At 71.6% G+C, this 19,873-nt stretch carries 18 protein-coding genes; 6 read left to right on the forward strand and 12 right to left on the reverse strand.

Features of this window, described 5'->3' with window-relative positions; translation table 11 throughout:
- Nucleotides 1-14: 14 nt before the first annotated feature.
- Together CP982_RS28260 and CP982_RS28265 are read right to left on the reverse strand one after the other, a co-directional pair.
- Nucleotides 15-812: a 2,3-dihydro-2,3-dihydroxybenzoate dehydrogenase gene (locus CP982_RS28260; RefSeq protein WP_150513044.1), complete on the reverse strand. Its 798-nt coding sequence runs from the start codon at nt 810-812 to the stop codon at nt 15-17.
- The gene (locus CP982_RS28265) at nt 809-2,023 is read right to left on the reverse strand and encodes a 3-deoxy-7-phosphoheptulonate synthase (RefSeq protein WP_150513045.1); all 1,215 of its coding nucleotides are present in this window, start codon (nt 2,021-2,023) and stop codon (nt 809-811) included. The genes CP982_RS28260 and CP982_RS28265 overlap by 4 nt, the downstream gene beginning before the upstream one ends.
- A gap of 252 nt (nt 2,024-2,275) precedes the next feature.
- On the opposite strand from CP982_RS28265, the gene CP982_RS28270 reads away from it, so the two are divergent.
- Nucleotides 2,276-3,877, forward strand: coding sequence for a carboxylesterase family protein (locus tag CP982_RS28270; protein ID WP_170316500.1), 1,602 nt, complete (start codon nt 2,276-2,278; stop codon nt 3,875-3,877).
- A gap of 59 nt (nt 3,878-3,936) precedes the next feature.
- Here the strand turns inward: CP982_RS28270 and CP982_RS28275 are convergent, their stop codons facing one another.
- Together CP982_RS28275 and CP982_RS28280 are read right to left on the reverse strand one after the other, a co-directional pair.
- Nucleotides 3,937-4,698 carry a VOC family protein gene (locus tag CP982_RS28275; RefSeq protein ID WP_150513047.1) on the reverse strand — a complete coding sequence of 254 codons (762 nt, stop codon included), beginning with the start codon at nt 4,696-4,698 and terminating at the stop codon, nt 3,937-3,939.
- 12 nt (nt 4,699-4,710) lie between these two features.
- A complete protein-coding gene (locus CP982_RS28280) occupies nt 4,711-5,379 on the reverse strand; it encodes a flavodoxin family protein (RefSeq protein ID WP_150513048.1) in 669 nt (222 codons plus the stop codon).
- Nucleotides 5,380-5,600: 221 nt separating this feature from the next.
- Here CP982_RS28280 and CP982_RS28285 point away from each other — a divergent pair, with 221 nt between their 5' ends.
- Nucleotides 5,601-5,996 (forward strand): YybH family protein, encoded by a 396-nt coding sequence (locus tag CP982_RS28285; protein WP_150513049.1) that lies wholly within the window; start codon nt 5,601-5,603, stop codon nt 5,994-5,996.
- A 90-nt stretch (nt 5,997-6,086) separates the two neighbouring features.
- On the opposite strand, the gene CP982_RS28290 is transcribed toward CP982_RS28285, so the two are convergent.
- Both CP982_RS28290 and CP982_RS28295 read right to left on the reverse strand, forming a co-directional pair.
- Nucleotides 6,087-6,887, reverse strand: coding sequence for an arylamine N-acetyltransferase family protein (locus CP982_RS28290; protein WP_150513050.1), 801 nt, complete (start codon nt 6,885-6,887; stop codon nt 6,087-6,089).
- 1 nt (nt 6,888) lies between these two features.
- Complete coding sequence (locus tag CP982_RS28295; RefSeq protein WP_150513051.1) at nt 6,889-7,926, reverse strand: amidohydrolase family protein; 1,038 nt, start codon at nt 7,924-7,926, stop codon at nt 6,889-6,891.
- A gap of 276 nt (nt 7,927-8,202) precedes the next feature.
- Between CP982_RS28295 and CP982_RS28300 the strand changes: the two genes are divergently transcribed.
- The 4 genes from CP982_RS28300 (at nt 8,203) to CP982_RS28315 (ending at nt 12,892) form a co-directional block, all read left to right on the forward strand.
- Nucleotides 8,203-9,222, forward strand: a complete 1,020-nt coding sequence (locus CP982_RS28300) for a 3-oxoacyl-ACP synthase III family protein (RefSeq protein WP_150513052.1) — start codon at nt 8,203-8,205, stop codon at nt 9,220-9,222.
- A gap of 57 nt (nt 9,223-9,279) precedes the next feature.
- Complete coding sequence (locus CP982_RS28305; RefSeq protein ID WP_229878484.1) at nt 9,280-9,846, forward strand: SRPBCC family protein; 567 nt, start codon at nt 9,280-9,282, stop codon at nt 9,844-9,846.
- A 107-nt stretch (nt 9,847-9,953) separates the two neighbouring features.
- Nucleotides 9,954-11,576, forward strand: a complete 1,623-nt coding sequence (locus CP982_RS28310) for a class I adenylate-forming enzyme family protein (protein WP_150513053.1) — start codon at nt 9,954-9,956, stop codon at nt 11,574-11,576.
- Nucleotides 11,573-12,892, forward strand: coding sequence for an FAD-dependent monooxygenase (locus CP982_RS28315; protein WP_150513054.1), 1,320 nt, complete (start codon nt 11,573-11,575; stop codon nt 12,890-12,892). The genes CP982_RS28310 and CP982_RS28315 overlap by 4 nt, the downstream gene beginning before the upstream one ends.
- 139 nt (nt 12,893-13,031) lie before the next feature.
- Here CP982_RS28315 and CP982_RS28320 read toward each other — a convergent pair whose 3' ends face one another.
- The 6 genes from CP982_RS28320 to CP982_RS28345 all read right to left on the reverse strand — a co-directional run bounded on the left by CP982_RS28320 (nt 13,032) and on the right by CP982_RS28345 (nt 19,748).
- Entirely contained in the window at nt 13,032-14,069 is a 1,038-nt protein-coding gene (locus CP982_RS28320) for an NsdA family TPR-like regulatory protein (protein ID WP_483409928.1), read from the reverse strand.
- Between the two features lie 219 nt (nt 14,070-14,288).
- Nucleotides 14,289-15,017 carry an NAD(P)-dependent oxidoreductase gene (locus tag CP982_RS28325; RefSeq protein WP_150513056.1) on the reverse strand — a complete coding sequence of 243 codons (729 nt, stop codon included), beginning with the start codon at nt 15,015-15,017 and terminating at the stop codon, nt 14,289-14,291.
- 53 nt (nt 15,018-15,070) lie between these two features.
- A complete protein-coding gene (locus CP982_RS28330; protein WP_170316501.1) occupies nt 15,071-15,832 on the reverse strand; it encodes a class I SAM-dependent methyltransferase in 762 nt (253 codons plus the stop codon).
- Between the two features lie 44 nt (nt 15,833-15,876).
- The gene (locus CP982_RS28335) at nt 15,877-16,881 is read right to left on the reverse strand and encodes an isopenicillin N synthase family dioxygenase (protein WP_150513058.1); all 1,005 of its coding nucleotides are present in this window, start codon (nt 16,879-16,881) and stop codon (nt 15,877-15,879) included.
- Between the two features lie 308 nt (nt 16,882-17,189).
- Nucleotides 17,190-18,191, reverse strand: coding sequence for an isopenicillin N synthase family dioxygenase (locus CP982_RS28340; RefSeq protein ID WP_150513059.1), 1,002 nt, complete (start codon nt 18,189-18,191; stop codon nt 17,190-17,192).
- 66 nt (nt 18,192-18,257) lie between these two features.
- Entirely contained in the window at nt 18,258-19,748 is a 1,491-nt protein-coding gene (locus CP982_RS28345) for an MFS transporter (protein ID WP_184925208.1), read from the reverse strand.
- Nucleotides 19,749-19,873 lie beyond the last annotated feature (125 nt).

Below are 19,873 nucleotides of genomic sequence, written 5' to 3' on the forward strand. Positions count from 1 at the left end.
GCGCGGGCCCCGCGTCAGGCGCCGAGCGCGGCACCCCCGTCGACCGTGAGCTCGTGCAGCGTCACGTGCCCGGCCTGCTCGGACAGCAGGAAGAGCACCGCCGCCGCCACGTCCTCGGGCCGGGCCGTCCTGCCCAGCGGAATGCCCACCCGGAAGTCCTCCGCGCTGCCGCCGAGCGTGCGCGCGCGGCCCTCGTCGTCGTGCCACATCGACCACAGCATCGGCGTCTCGGTCGAGCCGGGGGCCACGACGTTGCAGCGGATGCCGTACCGGGCCACCTCCAGGCCGAGGGACTTGGTGAACATGGTGGCGGCCGCCTTGGACGCGGCGTACGCGGCCATCTTCGCCCGGGGCGTCGACGCGGCGTTCGACGCCACCGTCACGAGGGCGCCCCGGCCGCGCGGCACCATCCGGTCCACCACGGCGCGGGAGGTGTGGAAGACCCCGCTCGCGTTGACCGCGAACATGTCCGCCCAGTCCTGCCCCGACAGCTCCCTGACCTCGCCGACGCGCAGCGTCCCGGCCGCGTTGACCAGGTACTCCACCGGGCCGAGCCCGGACTCGACCGCCGCGACGAGCGCCTCGACGCCCGCGGCGTCGGTGACGTCCGCCGGGTACGCCGTCACCGGCAGGCCCTGGCGGGCCAGTTCGGCCACGCGTTTGCGCAGCGCGTCGCCGTCGCGGTCGACCGCCGCCACGCGGGTGCCCCGCTCGGCGAGCGCGCGCACCACGGCCCGGCCGATGCCGCCCGCGGCGCCGGTGACGAGGGCGACCTTGTCCTGCCAGGCCGTGCTGGTGTCCGTCGCGGTCACTGTGTTCCTCCTGTCTCGGCGGCGAGCGCCAGGGGTTCGGCGTCCCGCCAGGCGCCGAGTACGTCGATCGCCTGCTCGGCGGTGAGCCGGGGGTCGCAGAGGCTGGCGTAGACCTTGCCGACCCGGTCCGCCTCCCACTCGTCCAGGACGCACTCGGTGACCTGGTCGGGCGTCGTCTCCAGATGGACGCCGCCGGGGAACGCCCCGGCCTCGGCGAGCACCGCCCGGAACTCGCGGACCTCGCGCTGGAGCGTCCGGACGTAGCGGGTCTTGTAACCCCCGGTCGTCACCACGGTGTTGCCGTGCATCGGGTCCGTCAGCCACACCACCGGATGCCCGGCGGCGCGCACGGCGTGCACCAGGTCCGGCAGCCGCTCGGCCACCGTCCCCGCGCCCATCCGGACGATCAGCGTGAGCCGTCCGGGCTCCCGGCCGGGGTCGAGGAGCGCGCACAGCGCGAGGAGTTCGTTCGCCTCGATGCCGGGGCCCACCTTGACGGCGACCGGGTTGACCACCTGGGAGAGCAGGGCCACGTGCGGCCCGTCGACCTGGCGCGTGCGCTCGCCGATCCACGGCCAGTGCGTCGAGGCGAGCAGCAGCCGCCCGTCGGGGCCCCTGCGGACCAGCGGGAGTTCGTAGTCGAGGAGCAGCGCCTCGTGGCTGGTCCACACCGGGTGCTCGATGCCTCCGGCGCGGCTCCACCCGAGGTGGGACATGATCCGCGCGGCCGCCGTGTACCCGTCGATCAGGCGCAGCGGGTCGGGCCGTCGCTGGCCGGGGTCGGGGCCGTTGACCAAATGGCCTCGGTACACGGCCAGTTCCTGGTCGCCGAACCGCTCGGTGGGCCGGGACCTGGGCTTGGCGAACTGCCCCGCGATCCGGCCCACGCGCACCACCGGGCGGCGGCCCGACAGCTTCATGGCGCCCGCGAGGAGGTCGAGCACGGCGACCTTGCGGGCGACGTCGTCGGCCGTGGACTCCGCCGGGTCCTCGGCGCAGTCACCGGCCTGCACGACCTCCGCGCGGCCCGCGCTGACCTCGGCCAGGTGCGTGCGCAAGGTGTGTACGTCGGCCGCGTCGACCAGGCCGGGCCGGCGCGCCAGGGTGTCGCGGGCGCGCCGAAGACGCGCCGGGTCGTCCCACTCCGGTTGTTGTCTCGCCTTTTCCAATGGAATGTGCACCGTATTCCTGTTCACAGTCGGCTCCGGCATTCGTACGGCGACCCGGGGCGGCCGCCGTCATGCGCCGCTGACGCCCAGAAGAAGAAATCGCCTGGATATCGATTCGGAATTCGTAAAGGGAGCACGCCCCCACCCTCGCCGTTCACGACGGGTGCGCCAAGATATGCCGGTCCGGTTCGTCAGGTCAGCGAAAGTCTGTCAGTTGTGGCCGGGCGGCCGGTCAGTTGACAGATGCCGTGCGCATTTCTTGCCGGGCCCCTCCCGTGCTGCCATCGTGTGGCGATGAGCGAAGCGAGAGAAACGCGGCCGCCGTCGGCGGCTCCCGTGGTGCGTACGGACGCGGGCGCGGTGCGCGGCGCGGCGGTCCGGGTGTCGGTGCCGGGCCGGGCGGAGCGGACCGTCTCGGCCTTCCACGGCGTGCCCTACATGGCGCCGCCCGTCGGCCCGCTCCGCTTCGCCTCGCCGCGCCCGCACCCGCCGTGGTCGGGCATCCGCCCCGCGGACACCGTGCGCCCCGCCTTCGCCCAGCCGTCGGGGCCCGCCCCGGCCACCGCGCCGGTCCGCGCCGCGGAGTCGGCCGAGGACGCCGTCCACGCCAACGTGTGGACGCCCGACGTCCACGGCCGCCGCCCCGTGTTCGTGTACGTGCACGGCGGGGGCTGGCAGGTCGGCACGGCGTCGAGCCCGACCTTCGACGGGGCCCGGCTCGCCGCGCGCGGGGACCTGGTCATCGTGACCTTCAACTACCGGCTCGGGCCCCTCGGGTTCGGCCTGCACGAGGCGCTCACCGATCCGGCGACCGGACTGCACGCCAACTGGGGCCTACAGGACCAGGCGGCGCTCGTGGAGTGGGTGCGCTCCTCGATCGCCGCGTTCGGCGGCGACCCGGACAACATCACCCTCTGCGGCACCTCGGCGGGCGGCGCCGCCGTCTGGCAGCTCGCCCTGCTGCCGGCGCTGCGCGGCGCGATCCGCCGCATCGTCCCGATCAGCACGGCCCACGTCCGGGCCCCCGCCTTCGCCCTGACGCCCGACGACGCCCGGACGGCCTTCGCGGCGGTCGCCCGGCGCCTCGGCGTCGACGTACCGGGGCTGCGCACGGTGGACGCCGCGAAGTTCCTCGCCGTGTGGGGCGCGTACTTCGCCGCCGTGCCGGACGGCCATCCCGTGGAATCCGGGCGCTGCTACCGCGGCCCCGTCGTGGACGGCGCGCTGGTGCCCGCCCACGACACGCACCGGCCGGTGCCCGACCTGCCGACGCTGTCCATGGTGACGGCGACGGAGGGCTCCTTCCACACCGCCGGCGGGCGGCCGCACCCCGTCGACGACGCCGAGCTGCGCGCCCTGGTCCGGGCGCACCTGCTCATCGACAGCCCTGAGGTGCCGCGTGGCCTCGTCGACGACGTCATCGGGCACTACCGCACGCTGGCCGCGGCGGACCGCCGCCCGGTCGACCCGCTCTCCCTCCTCACCGAGATCCACGGCGACAACACGTTCCGCCACCGGATCGTGCGCATGGCCGAGCGCGGCGCGCGCGAGACGCGGGTGCCGCAGTACCTGCTGTACTTCGACTACGAGGTGCGCCCGCCCGGCTTCGGCACCCCGCACGAGGCGACCTCGCCGTTCCTGTTCGGCACGCACGGCATCGCCGAGCACCGGGAGGCGTTCGGCGACGGCCCGTGGGCGCGGGAGGTCTCGGCGACCCTGATGGACCTCGTGGCGGCGTTCGCCCACGACGACGCGCCGCGCGCCGAAGGCGTCCCGCCGTGGCCCCGGTTCACGCCCGACGCGCCGAGCACGCTGCTGCTCGGCGGCCGCGAGGGGCCCCGCGTCGGGGAGCTGCCGAAGACCGCCGAGCTACGTTTCTGGGACACGGTCAGGTAGCGCCCCGAAGGGGCGCGGGGAACTGCGCGACAAGCCACGACGAACCCGCAGACGAAGCACTACGGCTTGCCCTCAAGGATCTCGAAAAGGGTGCCCTGCGCATCCGCGACCAGCGCGCCCCGCCCGCGCAGGGAGGCGTAGGGCCCCTCGCGCACCGCACCCCCGAGCCCGACGACGGCGGCCGCGGCCGCGTCGACGTCCACGACCCCGAACGCCACCCGCCAATGCGAGGCAACGCCTCCCACCGCTTCGGCGACCGAGGCCACCTCGCGCCCGTCGAGGCGGAGCGCGACCTCACCGGCCCCCGGCCCGGGAACCACGGTGTGCCCGAACACGGCGGCGTAGAAGGCCGCGGCCGCGTCGACGTCGCGGCTCAGACAGTGGTGCCGCACCGCCGCGCCCGCGACCCCCGCGACCTGGGCGCCCGGGTACTCGTCCGCCTGCCAGATCGCGAACACCGCGCCCGCCGGGTCCTCGGCGACCGCGAACCGGCCGTGCGTGCCCACGTCGTTCGGTGCCACGAGCAGCCTGCCCCCGGCCCGCTCGATCCGCCCCGCCACCGCGTCGGCGTCGGCCACCGCGAGGCAGACGAGCCACGCCGAGGGGCCGCCGCGCTCCGCGCCGGGCGGCCGGGGTCCGATGTCGGCGACGTTCCGGCCGTCGAGGCGCGCCGTCAGATAGTGGTCGTACTCCTCACCGTGGTCCAGGAACGTCCAGCCGAAGAGCCGTCCGTAGAACCCGCTGGTCCGCACCGGGTCGTCGACCTGGACCTCCACCCAGCAGGGGGTGCCCTCGGGCCACGGGGCGTCGCGTACGGTCATGCCGCGCCCCCGTCAGACGTCCAGGCCGAAGGTACGCAGGCGCTCGTCGCTCACCATGGTGATCTTCGGCTCGGGCTTGAGGCCGCGCTCGATGGCCCCGGCGATCTGGAGGGTGCGCAGGGTCTGGTACTCGATGGCGGCGAAGTTGTCCTCGGTCACGCTCGTCGCCTCGTGCCGGGAGATCGTGCCGGTGCCGTAGGGGGCGCCGTTGCCGGGCCGGTGCAGCACGGCGGCGGCCGAGCCGTTCGGCACGATCACCGCGCCCCAGTGGCAGAACGCGTTGTGCAGCGCCAGGATCGCCGCCTGCTGGCCCGCGTGCGGCATCGAGCCGGAGGCGAACGCGGACACGGCCTTGTTCATCAGCTTGCCGGGGATGGCGACCGGGCCCGTGTGGTCGATGAAGTTCAGGATCTGCGGGGCGGGCAGGCCGTAGTGGACCGGGGTGCCGATCATGATCGCGTCGGCCCAGACGAGGTCGTCCAGGTCCGCGTTCGGGACCTCGGCGGTGGCGTCCGCGAGCGCGGCGTAGGCGGGCTTGTCGAGGACCATCGGGTCCGGCAGTTCGGCCGCCTTGCGCACGCGGACCTCGGCCCCCGCCTCGCGGGCGGTGAGCGCGGCCCGCTCCACGAGCTGGTGGACGTTTCCGCTGCGGGAATGGAAAACAATGGTGAGGTTCGTCAAGGGAAATCCCTCCCGATGGGTCGGCGCCGGTCGCTGAGCCGGTCGGACAGCGGCGCGGCGCGGATATCCCCTGCATCATGCAACTCACCGAAAAGGCACGGCCAAGCCCGCTCGCACAATCTGTCAGGTCCACCCGCGGGCCGTTCCCCGCCGCGTGCGGAGGTGACAGACATCCCCGCCGAGCGCTGACCCGCGGCATTTCCCGGTGCTGTACTCGACGCATGTCAGACATACGAAACGGCAGCAGCCTGCCCGTCGATCCGGCCGACCTTCCCTATGTCTTCGCCGACGCCTTCAACGGGCGGAACCTCGAACTCCTTCAGCGTCTCTTCGAGCCGGAGGCCCTGCACGTCGTGCGGCCCGGCGAGATCTCGGCGGGCGCCAAGCGGCGGGCCGTCCTGCCGACGGTGGTGCGCGACCGCGTCCCCATCACCGTCAAGCTGCGCCAGGTCTACGTGGTGGGGGACACCGCCCTGCTGATCAACGACTACGTCCACGACGGCACCGGGCCCGACGGCGCGCACGTGCACATCGAGGGAACGGCGACGGACGTTGCGCGCCGGGACGCGGACGGGCACTGGCGGTACCTCATCTCCAACCCGTCCGGCACGGCGTGACGCCTTCGGCGGACGGCGCCCGTACGCGGGCGAGCGCTCCGCCCCCGGGGCACCTCGGTCCCGGGGGCGGAGCGCTCGCCCGCGCTGCTCCTACTCGAACGACATGGGCACGGCGGGCCCGCCGGACGCCTTCACGGGCAGCCGGTCCAGCTTGATCCCGAACCACTTGGCGTAGGCCTCGCGGACCTCCTGCTCGTCGGCGAGGCGCCGGCTCTCCTTCCCGTCCCCGGTGAGGACGGTGAGGCGGTCCTCCTTCAGCGTGACCCGGCCGTCGTCGGTCGGCAGCGAGCAGAACAGGTTCTGCAGGAACGGCGAGTCCGGCGCGGTGCGGTACCACCACAGCGTGGGCCCGAAGTCGCTGAGCCGGCACGGCACGTCGTAGACGCGGTACTGGAGCGCGTCGTTCGTCCGTACGTCGATGCCGCCGTCGTCGGCGGCCGTCACCTGGAAGCGGCCGTTCGGGTCGTCCTGGGGCTCCTCCGTGCCCAGGGACAGCGGGTACCTGCTGTTGCGGCCGAAGCCGACGTCGACGAGCCAGCTGTGCCCGTCGATGCGGACCTTGAGCGCCAGGTGGTGCAGGGGAGCGGTCAGTTCGCCCTTGATCCACACCCGGCCCGGAAGGAGGGACACGTCGTACCCGAGGCCTTCGAGGAGGAACGAGAGCGCGGGATTGACCTCGTAACAGCCGCCGCCACGGCGTTCGTTGACGATTTTGTCGACCACCCGCTCATCCATGTGGATCTCCTCGGCCAGGTGGTAGCCGAGGTTTTCGAAGGGTACGGCGTACAAATGCGCCGCCTGTATCGCGCGCAGCGACGCGAGGTCGGGCTTCGCGGGCCGGGGCGCGGAAATGCGGTCCAGATACGCGGCAATCGTGGCTTCGGTGAGCAAGCTAACGGCCCTCCTGCTGGTCGTCGGCGAATCGGGGAAAGAGGTCAAGGGCGTTCCGGAATTCGACACGGTCCAGGTCGCCCGCCGAGAATCCGCCGTGGTCGACGACGAAGCGACCGCCCGCGGTGCTGTACGACTCCGGCATGAAAGGGAAGTCCGAGCCGACGAGCAGCCGGTCCGCCCCGGTGAACGAGCGCACCGAGGCGAACGCGTGCGGCTCCCCGATCATGGCGGTGTCGCTGTACAGGCGCCCCAGATAGGCGAGGGGATCGGCGGGCAGCCGCTCGGCGAGGTCGGCGCGGATCAGCGGCCCGCAGGCGAGCCGGGCCGCGTAGTACGCGACGCCGCCCCCGCCGTGCGACAGGATCACGCGCAGCCCCGGATGCCGGTCCAGCGTGCCGTTGTACAGCAGCTGGGAGGCGAGGCGGACGGTTTCGAACGGGAACTCGCAGAGCGACACCGGCAGGCCGAACGTCGGCTGGTCCACCGGCGGCGTCGTGGGGTGCACGAACAGCGGTGTGCCCCGGCGCGCGGCCTCGGCGTGGAAGGCGTCGAGCGCGGGATCCCCCACGTACACGCCGCCGTAGTGGGTCACCAGGCCGACGCCGTCGAGGCCCAGGACGTCCGTGCTGTACGCCAGTTCCTCCAGGGCCGCGTCCACGTGCGGCAGCGGGAGCACGGCGAACGCGCCGAGCCTGCCCGGGTGTTCGGCGACGAGACCCGCCAGGTACTCGTTCACCCGGCGGGCGAACTTGGCCCCCGTGGCGGCGTCGACGGGCGGCACGCCCGGCCAGACGTTCACCACCGCGGCCCGGATGCCCTGCCGGTCCATCATCGCGAGGCTGGACCCGACCCGCCACGCGGGTTTGTCGACGCCGGGCAGCGTGGACGCGAACCCGAGTTCACGGAGTTCGGCCGCGTAGAATTCCGGGATGATGTGGTGATGCACGTCGATGGCGCGGGACCAGGGCGGACCGGTCGCCTCGGAATGGGGCGCCGAATGCGGCGCGGCTTCGCTGGGCACCTTGCTTGTCGCCATGAATACCCCTCGTCCGGGCGGCACGGAACTTCGGTATCCACGCTACGTATTCCCCGCATGAGCGTCGACGTACTGACGGGAAAGTCTGTCAACTTCTGCCGGGCGCCGCGGCATTGACGCGGGGCGCGCGGCGGCGCCGAATCTGACACTTATCGCGGCATTCTCTGGGGGCCCGGGCGCGCGCCCGGTTATGTTCCGACGCGGAACTGTCGTACTGGACGCCGCGCGGGCCCCGCCCCGAGCCGCCCGCTCGGCCACGACACGAAAAGAGTCACCATGGCCAGTCGCGCAGCAGCGGTCCCCGACACGGACGCGATCGGAATACTCGGCACCGGCTCCTGCCTCCCCGGCAACGTCGTCACCAACGACGAGGTGGGAGCGCGGGCCGGGGTGACGGACGAGTGGATCACCCGCAAGACCGCGATCCGCGAGCGCCGCTGGGCGAAACCGGACGAGGCCACGTCGGACCTCGCGGCGACGGCCGCGCGCAGGGCGCTGACCGGCGCGGGGGTGCGCGCCGACGACGTCGGCCTCGTCGTCGTGGCGACGTCCACGCCGGACTCGCCGCAGCCCCCCACCGCCACGGCGGTCGCCACCGAGATCGGCGTGCCCTCCGGCACGCCCGCCTTCGACGTCAACGCGGTGTGCAGCGGCTTCGTCTTCGCCCTGACCGCGGCGGAGCGCATGATCCGCGGCACCGGGCGGCACGCCGTCGTCATCGGCGCCGACATCTACTCCCGCACCCTCGACCCCACCGACCACCGCACCGTGGTGCTCTTCGGCGACGGCGCGGGCGCGGTGGTCATCGGGCCGACCGCGGGGCGCGGCGTGCTCGCCACCCGCCTCGCCACCTTCCCCGAGGAGCGGGAGCTGATCCGGGTCCCGGCGGGCGGCTCCGTGATCCCCGCCTCCGCGGCCTCCGTGGAGCAGGGCCTGCACTACTTCACGATGGACGGGCCCGCCGTGCGCCGCTTCGTGACGGACCGGGTCGGCCCGCTGATCCGGACGTTCCTCGACGACCAGCTGCCGGGCGACGGGCGCCGCCCGCACTTCGTGCCGCACCAGGCCAACGGCCGCATGATCGAAGCGCTCGCCGCCGACCTGGGATTCGCACCTGAACACACCCACACCACCGTGCGCCTGTACGGCAACACCGGAGCGGCGTCCATACCGATCACCCTGGACCGGGCGGCGCACCGCCTCGCCCCCGGCGACCTGGTGCTGCTCGCCGGGTTCGGCGGCGGGATGGCGGCGGGCCTCGCCCTGGTCGAATGGCAGCCGACCGAAGGGACCTGACGAACCCTCATCCGGATTCGTTGCCCCGGGAGCGAGGGCGTCGCCATCATCTTTTTCATGAGCGCATCAGAAGGAATGTCCCGGACCGCTACCCGTGAAAGCGCGCCCCTCTTCGAGATCGGCGTCGAAATCCCTGTGGCCCGCCCGCCGGAGAATGTCTTCGCCGTGGTGAGCGATCTGCCGCGCAGCCGCCAGTGGAGCGAGGAGTGCACCGGCGGCGAATGGATCCACGGCGAGCCCGGCACCGTGGGCTCGGTCTTCCGCGGCCACAACCACCGGCGCGCCGATGTCGTCGAGTGGGCCCCGGTCGTCCGCGGCACCTGGACCACCACGGCCCAGGTCGTGGCGGCCGAACCGCCGCGGCGCTTCTCCTGGGCCATGCGGACCCAGGACGGCCGGGTGCAGGACAGCGTGTGGAGCTTCCTCCTGAGCCCCGCCGACGGCGGCGGCACCACGCTGACCCACCACTTCCGCATGGGCGCCCCCACCGAGGGCATCCAGGCCATCACGGCCGGGATGGACGACGACGAGAAGAAGAGGTTCTTCACCGAGTGGGGAGCCAAGGTCCGCACGGATATGGCCGCGACCCTCGGCCGATTGAAGAAGGTCATCGAATCCGAGTGAACCCCTGTCCGGAAAGGCTCCCGCCCGGAAGGGCAGCTGTCCGGAACCCCTTTGTCCGGAAGCCCTTTGTCCGGAAAGACCGCTGAACGACGAACAGAGGCTGACGCATGCTTCTCCAGCGCATAGGAAACCGCGGCATCAGGCTGGGCACCCTCTTCGACCGGGCCGCCGCCAAGTACCCCACGAACGTCCTGCTCCTCGACCACGACCTGGACATCGCGCCGGAGCGGGGCCGCAGCCTGACCATGACGGACGTCGCCGACCTCGTGAGCGACCTCGGCTCCCGGCTGTGGCGCGCGGGGCTCCGCCCCGGTGACCATCTAGTAGTTCACAAGAGCAACGCCTTCGACATCACCCTGCTCGCCGTCGCGGCCGCCCGGATCGGGGCCGTCCCGGTGCTCCTGTCACCGCAGCTTGACGGCGACACCGTCGTCGCGCTGCTCCGCCGGGTCGAACGCCCCTACCTGCTCACCGACGCCGCGAAGCTGACCACGACGCTGCCCGAAGCCGTCTTCGCGCTCAGCCACCGCGTGCTGCTCGCCTCCGGCACCCACGGGCGCGCCACCTCCCTGGCCGAGCTGGCGGGCGCCCCGCGCATCCCCGCCCTGGAGCTGCCGCCCGACCACCGCACCCTGGTCACGCACACCTCCGGCACCACAGGACTGCCCAAGCTGGCCGTCCACACCGCCTTCAGCCTCCAGGCGCGCTACCGGCCGCAGGCCCTGGCGACGGCCCTGATGCGGCGCCGCGAACCCGTGGCCATCCACGTGTCGTTCGTGCACTCGCGCCTGTTCACCGCCCTGGCCATCTCCCTGCTCCGCGGCTTCCCCGTGGCGATCCTCGCGGACTCCGAACCGGGGCGCGTCGCGGAGCTGTTCGCCCGGCTGCGCCCCGCCGTCCTGGAGGCCCACCCGAACACGTATCTGCGCTGGGAGGAGCTCGCCGCCGACGACCTCGGCCCGCTGTCCAACGTCAAGCTCTTCAGCAGCACCTTCGACGCCCTGCACCCGCGGACCGTGCGCACCCTCATCGGGGCGTCGCGGCGCCGCTCCCCGCGCTTCGGCCAGATCTACGGCCAGAGCGAGGTCGGCCCGAGCGTCGCCCGCTCGTACGGCAAGCACCGCTCGCCCGACGCCGACGGGCGCTGCGTGGGCATCCCCTTCCCGGGCATGACCGGCGTACGGGTGGTCAGCCGCGACGGGAAGCGGCCGACGTCGTCGTCGCCGGGCTACATCGAGATCAGCAGCGACGGCCGCATCCGTACCTACCTCGGCGAGGACGAGCGGTTCAGCCGGCAGGCGGACGAACGCTGGTGGCGCATGGGCGACTTGGGCTACCGCACCCGCTGGGGCTGTCTGCACCTGATGGACCGCGAGGTGGACGAGATCCCCGGCTTCGGCAGCACCCTGTCGGTGGAGGACCGGCTGTTCTCCCGGATCGGGGAGCTGGCCGAGGTGGTGATCATCCCGACGGAGGACGGCGCGCCCCTGCCGGTGGTGTGCACCAAGGACGACCGGCCGCTCGACCTCGCCGCGTGGCGCGAGGCGACCGCAGGCCTGCCGGAGATGGCCGCGCCGCTGCAGTGGCGCCGGGCGGACCTGCCGCAGACCGCCACCACCAAGATCAAGCGCCTGGAGCTGGCCGGACTCGTCCGCGCGGGCGGCCCCCCGGCCCCGGCCCCGGCCCCGGGCGCGACAGCGGCCGCCGACCGGGTCGGTGATCCGGTATGACGACCGTCGTCGTGGCCGGTGGCGGCATCGGCGGGCTCGCCACCGCGCTCAGCGTCTCGGCCCACGGGCACCGCGTCGTGGTGTGCGAGCGCGGCGAGGAGTTCGCCGAACTCGGCGCGGGCATCCAGCTGGCCCCCAACGGCATGCACGCCCTGGACCGGCTCGGCCTCGCCGGGACCGTCGGCCGGATCGCGGTCCCCGTCGAGGAGCTGCGCTTCATGGACGGCGTCACGGGCGACCACGTCGTCAGCATGCCCCTCGGCGAGGAATACCGCCGCCGCTTCCGCAACGCCTACGTGGTCGTGCACCGCGGCGAGCTCTACCGCACCCTGCTGCGGGCGTGCCAGGACAGCGACCTGATCGAACTGCGGGCCTCGTGCCCGGTCGTCGGCTACGAACACGGCGGGGACGAGGACGCGCCGGGCGTGCGGGTGCTGCTCGGCCAGGGGCGGGTGCTCACCGCGGACGCCCTCGTGGGCGCCGACGGGCTGCACTCCGCGGTGCGGGCGAAGGTCGTCGGCGACGGCGCGCCGCGCAACGCGGGCATCACCGTGTACCGGTCGATCGTGCCCATGGAGCGCGTGCCGGAGGACCTGCGGCACCGGTCGGTGTCGTGGTGGACGGGCCCCGGCCGGCACTTCGTGCACTATCCGATCGCGGGCGGCCGCTACCTCAACCTGGCGCCCAGCGTGGAGAACCGGCCCTCCGAGACCTTCTCCGGCCTGCCGGTCCCTGCCGCCGACGTCCGCGCGCAGTTCGCGGTCCTCTGCGACACCGCCAGGCGCCTGCTCGCACTCGGCACGGACTGGAAGGCCTGGGTGCTCGTCGACCGGGAGCCCGTGCGCGAGTGGACCGACGGCCGGGTCGCCCTGCTCGGCGACGCCGCGCACCCGATGCTGCACTACGCGGCGCAGGGCGCGTGCATGGCCCTGGAGGACGCGGTGGTCATCGGCGAGCTCCTCAACTGCCCGCCCCGGCAATTCGGCGCGCGGCTGCGGCAGTACAACGCCTCGCGCCGGGAGCGCACCGCGCGGGTGCACCGCCTCGCCCGCGACAGCATCCGCCTGTGGCACGCGCGCGACGCCGACGCCCGCGCCCGCAACGAGACCCTGGCCGCCATGTCGGCGACCGATCTGTACGACTACGTGGCGTGGCTGCACGGAGCCCGGGACTTCGCGCCGCCCTCGGGCTCGGCCGAGGGCACGTACACCCTGGCCGGATACCTCGGCCCGGCCGACTCCGGGGGCGCCGCCGACGACCCGGCCGCGCCCCACACCCTCGGCGGCTCCCTCGAACTGCCCGAGCAGCAGCGCTAGTCCGGCGCCGTCCGCCGGTGCCCGGTGCTGGCACTCCGTACTCGGTACTCCGTACTCCGTACTCGGTACTCCCAGGACTCCGTCCTTCGCCACCCGGCGGTCGCGACCCCCGCCACCGCGCCGTCGTGGCATCACGTCGTCAAGCGACGGTTCTGGACCCCGGGTCGGTCACCGGGACCGGCGGGCGCGTGGCCTGCCGCGGCACCCGTGGTTCGCCGCCGGGCTCCTCGGCGAGGAGCGCCGTCGGCTCGTCGCCCAGGCGCAGTTGCCCGCGCGTCCCCCAGGGCGCGGGCATCGGGCACAGCACCCCCGGAAGGGTGCGGTCCGAGCCGATGCCGGCGAGCTTGATCAGCCGTATGGCGTCCTGGCCGTTGCCGCACTTCGTGAGGTGGCGGCTGAGACAGGACAGGACGTACGCGCCCATGTTGCGGTCCCCGGCGAGGCCGGAGGCGCGCAGCGCGGCGAGCAGGTACTGCTGGCTCTCGGTGTGCCGCCCCTGCTTCTCCGACAGCCAGCCGGCGAGTTGGGAGAGCTCGGCCATCGCGCCGTACAGACGTCGGCCGGTGCGGGCGTCGTACGCCGCCTTCCTGGTCAGGTGCAGGGTCCAGCGCAGCTCGTGCACCACCCAGTGCAGGGCGAGGTCGCCGTTCTGGGCGGAGCTGAGCTTGCGCAGCCGGGCGATGCGGCCGATCAGCATGTCCACCATCTCCGTGCTGAGTTCGGCGCCCTCCGTCCGTCCCGAGGCCAGGGTCTGACTGGCCGTCAGCCAGTCCACGGCGAGGGACACCAGGGCGGCGCCGGGCATCGGCCGGTAGCGCCCCTTGGGCTCCGCGCCGTCGTGCTCGTCCTGCTCGACGAGCGGACGGAGCAACAGCTCGACGTGCTCCTCGGACCAGGGCGGTCCGAGCGCGGGATCGCCGGTACCACCGGGCTCCGGATCGGGAAACTGCTCGGGCCAGATCTGGCTGATATCGATCGACCGGCCCAGGTGCTCGGAGAGCACCGCGGCCACGAACTCGGGGACCCGGCCGCGGGGATACGCCCCTTTCGCCCAGCCGTACGGAGCCTTCAGGCTCACGGTGCCCTCGCCGTATCGCCTGTTGATTTCACGTGCCAGTCGCTCCAGGGACCAGTGCAGACTTTCGAGGAATGCTGTTAGTTGCGATCCTTTGGGCACGGATGCATCTCCCCCTTGAGGCTCTCCGTCGAGGGTGCGGCTCGGTCCTGCCGCCTGATCGAGATTGACACAACTGTTCCGGTTTTGCCACTGGCTGAAGACCGATGGTCCAATTCAAGCCGTTGGGTCGCCGGAAGCCAGGGGAACAAGCGCACAAATGTGGGGATGACGACACCACCCATTGCCGGGTGGTGTCGTCATCCCGCCGGTTCCCGGCGCCTATTTGTGATCCCAGGACCCGATGCGCATGACTTCCTTCTTCAATACGTCGCGGAAAGTCGGAACCCCCTCGGTGGTGAACACCGAGACGGTCGAATGCACATGGGCGTTGTCGGTGACCTCGCGCAGCAGGGAGTGCGCGAGATCAATGCGGGAGGTGTAGAGCCCGGGCGACTCCGGCGGCCCGACGTGATAGGCGCTGACCTCATCGGTGTTGTACAGGGCCGACGGCCGGACGATGGTCCAGTCGAGATCCGTGGCGCGCGTGATGTGCTCCATGCGCACCATGTCGTCGTAGAGCGTCCGGCCCATTGTCGTCAGGATGGGATAGAGGACCCTGCGATACATGAACCGCTCGTAGAGCGGTTTTTCACCGGACGACTTGGGGGCGTGCACGGCAAGCAGTCGAGAGGTCACGGTGACCAGTCTCTTGACGCCGTGAAGCGCCATGGCGTCGGTGATGTGGGTGATTCCCCGGGAAAGCACCGTCACCGGTTTGCGGCCGTACGGGATGCCCAGAATGGAAATGACCGCGTCCTGCCCCGCGATCGCGCGCTCGACCGCCGATTTGTCGTACACATCGACGCCGAGCGTCTGCAACTTCGGATCAGACAGGGGAAATCCATCGGGCCGGCGCACCGCCGCGGTCACGGTGTGACCCGCGGCGAGCGCCTGCGCGGTGAGGTGCCGACCGGTCGAACTGTTCGCTCCGAATATGGCGAGCTGCACTGGCTCCTCCGTCTCGAAAGGGGTCCGCGCCGCGGACCTCCGCCGTTACCGGGTTACGGCTTGACGGCCGTGTAGAGGGCGAACGGCGGGTTTGCCACGAAGTCGGCGTAGTACCCCTTGTCGGACATCCCGATGTCGTGCCCGGGGGCGCGGTTCGGCAGCCGTCGCACATCCACGAGTCCGGCCTTCTCCATCGCCGCCTCGGTGGTCCCGGCGGGCCAGAAGAAGCCGTCGAAGCCGACGTGCGGCTCGACGTCCATCTCGATGTGGATCACCTGGCGGTCGCCGTGCTTGTCCTTGGGCGTGATGGACAGGCCGTAGCGCGGGTACGCCGCCATCCGCTCCAGGTCGATGTCGGGGTTGGAGCACAGCGCCACCATCAACCCCCCGGGCTTGAGGTTCGCGGCACAGCGCGCCACCATCTCGTGGTACTCGGCGGCGTCCTTGGCGTGGACGAACGCCCAGATCGGCGCCACGACGTCGAACGCGCCGAGCACCGGAAGCGCCGCGGCGTCCACGGCGTCGTAGGTGATGCCCAGCGGACGCTCGGCCTCGATCTGCCGGGCCACGTCGACCATGCTCTGCTCGATGTCGACGCCCACGACCTGCTCGGCGCCGAGGCGCTTGAATATCCGGGAATAGAACCCGGTCCCGCAGGCCACGTCCAGAATGCTCTTCCCGGTCAGCTCGGGAATTCCGGAGAGCAGGGTTTCGCGCTCGACGAAGGCGTAGGGCAGGTTCTTGACGTTGTCGTACTGCGAGCTGGACGCCTGGTACTGCTCGCTGATGCGGTCGTGGTGAACGCTCTTCTGCATGGTGCACTGCCTTTCTGGGAGCGGAACGGAGAGCCGGTCGCTGGTCAGCTGAATATCTTCTGCACCTTTCGGGAGACCCATTCGCTCACGGTCACGGTGTCGAATCGCTCCACGGCCGGAGAATCCGTGAACGGCCGCATCGGTTCGATGGAGGCGTCGTGGTTGGGGAGGTAGAAGAACGGCATGGTGAGTCGCGACGAGGTGTCGCCGCCCGGCGGGTTGGCGACGCGGTGCATGGTCGAGACCCAGCGCCCGCCCGTCCACAGGGCCATGAGGTCGCCGATGTTGACGACGAAGCTGTTCGGGATGGCGGCGACGTCACGCCAGGTGCCGTCGTTCTGGAGCACCTGGAGGCCGCTTTTGTCGTCCTCCTGGTGCAGGATGGTGAGGCTGCCGAAGTCGGTGTGCGGGCCGCGGCGGAGCTGGCCGGGCAGCGGCGCCTCAAGCTGCGGCGGGTAGTAGTTGACGGCGATGGACGAGCCGTGGTGGTCGAACTTGTCGGCGAAGAACTCCTCGTCCAGATCGAGGTCGAGCGCCCGGGCGAACAGGCGCATGAGGTCCGCCGCCAGGTCCTCCATGGCCGCCATGTACTGCTGCCAGGTGTCCCTGAAGCCGGCCGGGTTCTCCGGCCAGATGTTCTTGTGCGTCCAGCTCGCCCACTGGCCGCCCAGCTTGTCGCGCTCGTCGTCGGCCAGCTCGCCCGTCACGTGCGCGGCGAACGTCTCGCACAGGTCGGGCGGTGTCTTCTGGTCCAGGCTGCGGGCGAGCGTGCCGCCCGCCCTGCGGTAGCCGGAGACCCCGGGCCGCGACGCGACCAGGTCCTTCTCGTCCTCGGGGAGCTTGAAGAAGGAGTTGGTCACCGTGAACATGCGGTCGATGAGCTGCTGCGGAACGCCGTGCCCCACGATGATGAAGAACCCGGAACTCCGCAGCGCGCCGCCGATCGCCTCGGCGATCGCGGCCCGCCCGCGCGCACTGTCCCGGGAGGAAAGGTCGATGACCGGTACGAAACCGTCGGTCACGGTGACGGCCAACTGATCACTGCTCACGCTTGTTTCCTCTCCCTACTGTTCTCGGGAATCCGCTGGACGGCCTCCGGCTCCTTTTTCGCGGAGCCGGACGGAAAATCGACGCAATCGGTGAACGAGGAGACTGCGTTAATTCAGCAGCGGCATCTCGGTTTTGACCCTAAGTCGCCCCGACTGCGCTCTCCACGCACTGTGGCTGAATCTGTCAACTCGCGGTTTTTTCCCATCGGAGTAAGCCGGATAGCCGATCCGTCGACCCATGCGCCTACGGGGGTGAAGGCACCTGGACCGGCGAATCGGCTGTGGCCGGATATCGGCTCCTCCTGTCCTTAAGCGGTTCCGGCGAACATCTTGCGGATCTTGTTCGACATCCACTCCCCGGCGATCACCGGCGTGCCGTACCCGCCCGGGGCATCGCCCGGGCGCAGCGGCTCGATCGTGGCGTCGTGGTTGGGGAGGTAGAAGAACGGGATGGTGAGCCGGGACGAGGTGTCGCCGTCCGGCGGGTTGACGACGCGGTGCATCGTCGAGACCCAACGGCCGCCGGTCCACAGGCTCATGAGGTCGCCGATGTTGACGACGAAGCCCTCCGGGACGGGCGGGACGTCGCGCCAGGTGTCCCAGCTCTGCAGCACCTGCAGACCGCTGCGGTCGGCCTCCTGGTAGAGGATGGTGAGGCTGCCGAAGTCGGTGTGCGGGCCGCGGCGGAGCTGGCCGGGCAGCGGCGCCTCAAGCTGCGGCGGGTAGTAGTTGACGGCGATGGACGAGCCGTGGTGGTCGAACTTGTCGGCGAAGAACTCCTCCGCCAGGCCGAGCGCCCGGGCGAAGAGCCGCATCAGGTCCGCCGCGAGGTCGGACATGGCCGCCAGATAGTCCTGCCACACCTCCTTGAAGCCGGGCGGGTTCGCGGGCCAGGCGTTGGCCAGGGTCCAGGTCGCCCACTCGTCGCCGAGCCTGCCGCGCTCCCGCGCGCTCAGCTCGCCCGTCACGTGCGCGGCGAAGGCCTCGCACAGGTCGGGCGGCGACTCCTGGTCCAGGCTCCGGGCGGTCGACCCGCCCGAGCGCCGGAAGCCCGAGACCCCGGGCCGGTGGGCGACCAGCTCCTTCTCCTCCTGCGGGAGGGCGAAGAAGGAGTTGGTCACCGTGAACATGCGGTCGATGAGCGTCCGGGGGACGCCGTGACCGACGACGACGAAGAATCCGGATCTCGTGCACGCCCGGTCGATCGCCGCGGCGACGGCGGCGCGACCACGAGCGGTGTCCCTTGCGGACAGGTCGATGACGGGTACGAAACCATCGGTGGCGGGGGCGGCCACCTGGTCATCGTGCATGCAGTGCCTCTCCTGTTCGGCTGTGTACGGATCGACCTGGCTCGACGTGGTGCCGCCCGGCGGGGCCTAGTACGACGCGCCGGACGTCTCGGGGACGGCCTCGCCCTCGGCCCGGGAGGCGCGCCCGCCGCCCTTGGCGAACAGGGCCACGGCGAGCGCGCCGCACACGAGGACGCCGAACGCCACCCACAGCGCCACGGTGTAGCCGTGCACCGTCCCGGCGTTGAAGGCCTCCGGACGGTTCCCGTGGTCCTTGAGGTACGACGTGGTGACGCTGGTCGCGATGGAGTTGAGGAGCGCGGTGCCGAACGCGGCGCCCACCTGCTGCACCGTGTTGTACGCCGCCGACGCCACCCCCGCCTCGGTGTAGTCCAGCTCGGCCGTCGCCATGTTGGTCGCGGCCGCGAGCAGCGTGCCCAGGCCGATACCGGTGAGGATCATGGACGGGGTCAGATAGACCCAGAACACGTTCGAGCTGTCCACCTCGAGCTGGGTGAGGATCGCCATGCCCGCGGCGGCGGACAGCAGGCTGCCCGCGATCAGGACGTTCGCCGAGACCTTGCGGTGCAGCTTCCCGGCGATCAGCATCGCGCCGACGGTGGTGCTCACGGCGTTCACGAGCAGCGTCATGCCCGCCTTGACCGGTGAGTAGCCGAGGATCGTCTGCGTGTAGTAGCTGACGAACAGGTAGAAGCCGAACATCGCGATGAACATGACGCACACGGACACGAAGGCCGTGCCCCGCGCCTTGTGCACCAGGATGTGCAGCGGCAGGAGCGCCTTCGGCGACTTGGCCTCCACCAGGACGAACAGGGCGAGCAGCAGCACGCCCCCGATCAGCAGGGCGAGCACCTTCGGGTCGCCCCAGCCGTGCGGCTCGGCCTGGGTGAAGCCGTAGACCAGGGCCACCAGGCCCGCGGCGCTGAGCAGCACGCCGGGGACGTCGAGGTTGCGCAGGTCCCCGCTCGGGCGGTCGCGCAGGATCATCGGAATGCCGATGAGGGCGATCGCCGCCATCGGGATGTTGATGTAGAGGCACCAGCGCCAGTCGGCGTACTCGGTGAGCAGGCCGCCGGCCACCACGCCGAGGGCGGCGCCGCCCGCGCCGACACCGGCGAAGACGCCGAACGCCTTTCCGCGCTCGCGCGCGTCGGTGAAGGTCAGGATCAGCAGGGACAGGGCCGCTGGTGCCAGGAGCGCGGCGAAGACTCCCTGGCCCGCGCGGGCGGCGAACAGCGTGCCCGCGTTGCCGGCCGCGCCGCCGAGAGCGGAGGCGAGGGCGAAGCCGACGAGGCCGATGGTGAAGGCCCGCCGGTGGCCGAGCGCGCCGCACACGCGCCCGCCCACCAGGAGCAGGCCGCCGAAGGCGAGGGCGTACGCGGTGATGACCCAGTGCCGGTCGGCGTCGGTCATCCCCAGGTCCTGCTGAGCGGAGGGGAGCGCGATGTTCACGATGGTCGCGTCCAGCACGACCATCAGCTGGGCAAGGCTGACAACGGGGAGGGTCCACCAGCGCTTCGCGGACTGATCCGACGGCGCTGGAGCCTCTTGCTTCATGTCTGTCACATCTACTCGCACTATGGTCGGGTGACTCGATCGATGTTCTAGTGAGCGGTGACTGTACTACAGCTCTGCGTGCCGGGCCATGACGGAAAGCGGGCCGGGAGCGCGCTCGCGAGGCC

The organism is Streptomyces spectabilis (genome assembly GCF_008704795.1).
Lineage (GTDB): Bacteria > Actinomycetota > Actinomycetes > Streptomycetales > Streptomycetaceae > Streptomyces > Streptomyces spectabilis.

Excerpts from the sequence above, each read along its gene's own strand:
- CP982_RS28310 (WP_150513053.1), top strand. The coding sequence starts at position 9,954 with ATGCTTCTCCAGCGCATAGGAAACCGCGGCATCAGGCTGGGCACCCTC.
- CP982_RS28340 (WP_150513059.1), bottom strand. The coding sequence starts at position 18,191 with ATGCACGATGACCAGGTGGCCGCCCCCGCCACCGATGGTTTCGTACCC.
- CP982_RS28315 (WP_150513054.1), top strand. The coding sequence starts at position 11,573 with ATGACGACCGTCGTCGTGGCCGGTGGCGGCATCGGCGGGCTCGCCACC.
- CP982_RS28300 (WP_150513052.1), top strand. The coding sequence starts at position 8,203 with ATGGCCAGTCGCGCAGCAGCGGTCCCCGACACGGACGCGATCGGAATA.
- CP982_RS28285 (WP_150513049.1), top strand. The coding sequence starts at position 5,601 with ATGTCAGACATACGAAACGGCAGCAGCCTGCCCGTCGATCCGGCCGAC.
- CP982_RS28345 (WP_184925208.1), bottom strand. The coding sequence starts at position 19,748 with ATGAAGCAAGAGGCTCCAGCGCCGTCGGATCAGTCCGCGAAGCGCTGG.
- CP982_RS28295 (WP_150513051.1), bottom strand. The coding sequence starts at position 7,926 with ATGGCGACAAGCAAGGTGCCCAGCGAAGCCGCGCCGCATTCGGCGCCC.
- CP982_RS28265 (WP_150513045.1), bottom strand. The coding sequence starts at position 2,023 with ATGCCGGAGCCGACTGTGAACAGGAATACGGTGCACATTCCATTGGAA.
- CP982_RS28275 (WP_150513047.1), bottom strand. The coding sequence starts at position 4,698 with ATGACCGTACGCGACGCCCCGTGGCCCGAGGGCACCCCCTGCTGGGTG.
- CP982_RS28305 (WP_229878484.1), top strand. The coding sequence starts at position 9,280 with ATGAGCGCATCAGAAGGAATGTCCCGGACCGCTACCCGTGAAAGCGCG.
- CP982_RS28330 (WP_170316501.1), bottom strand. The coding sequence starts at position 15,832 with ATGCAGAAGAGCGTTCACCACGACCGCATCAGCGAGCAGTACCAGGCG.
- CP982_RS28270 (WP_170316500.1), top strand. The coding sequence starts at position 2,276 with ATGAGCGAAGCGAGAGAAACGCGGCCGCCGTCGGCGGCTCCCGTGGTG.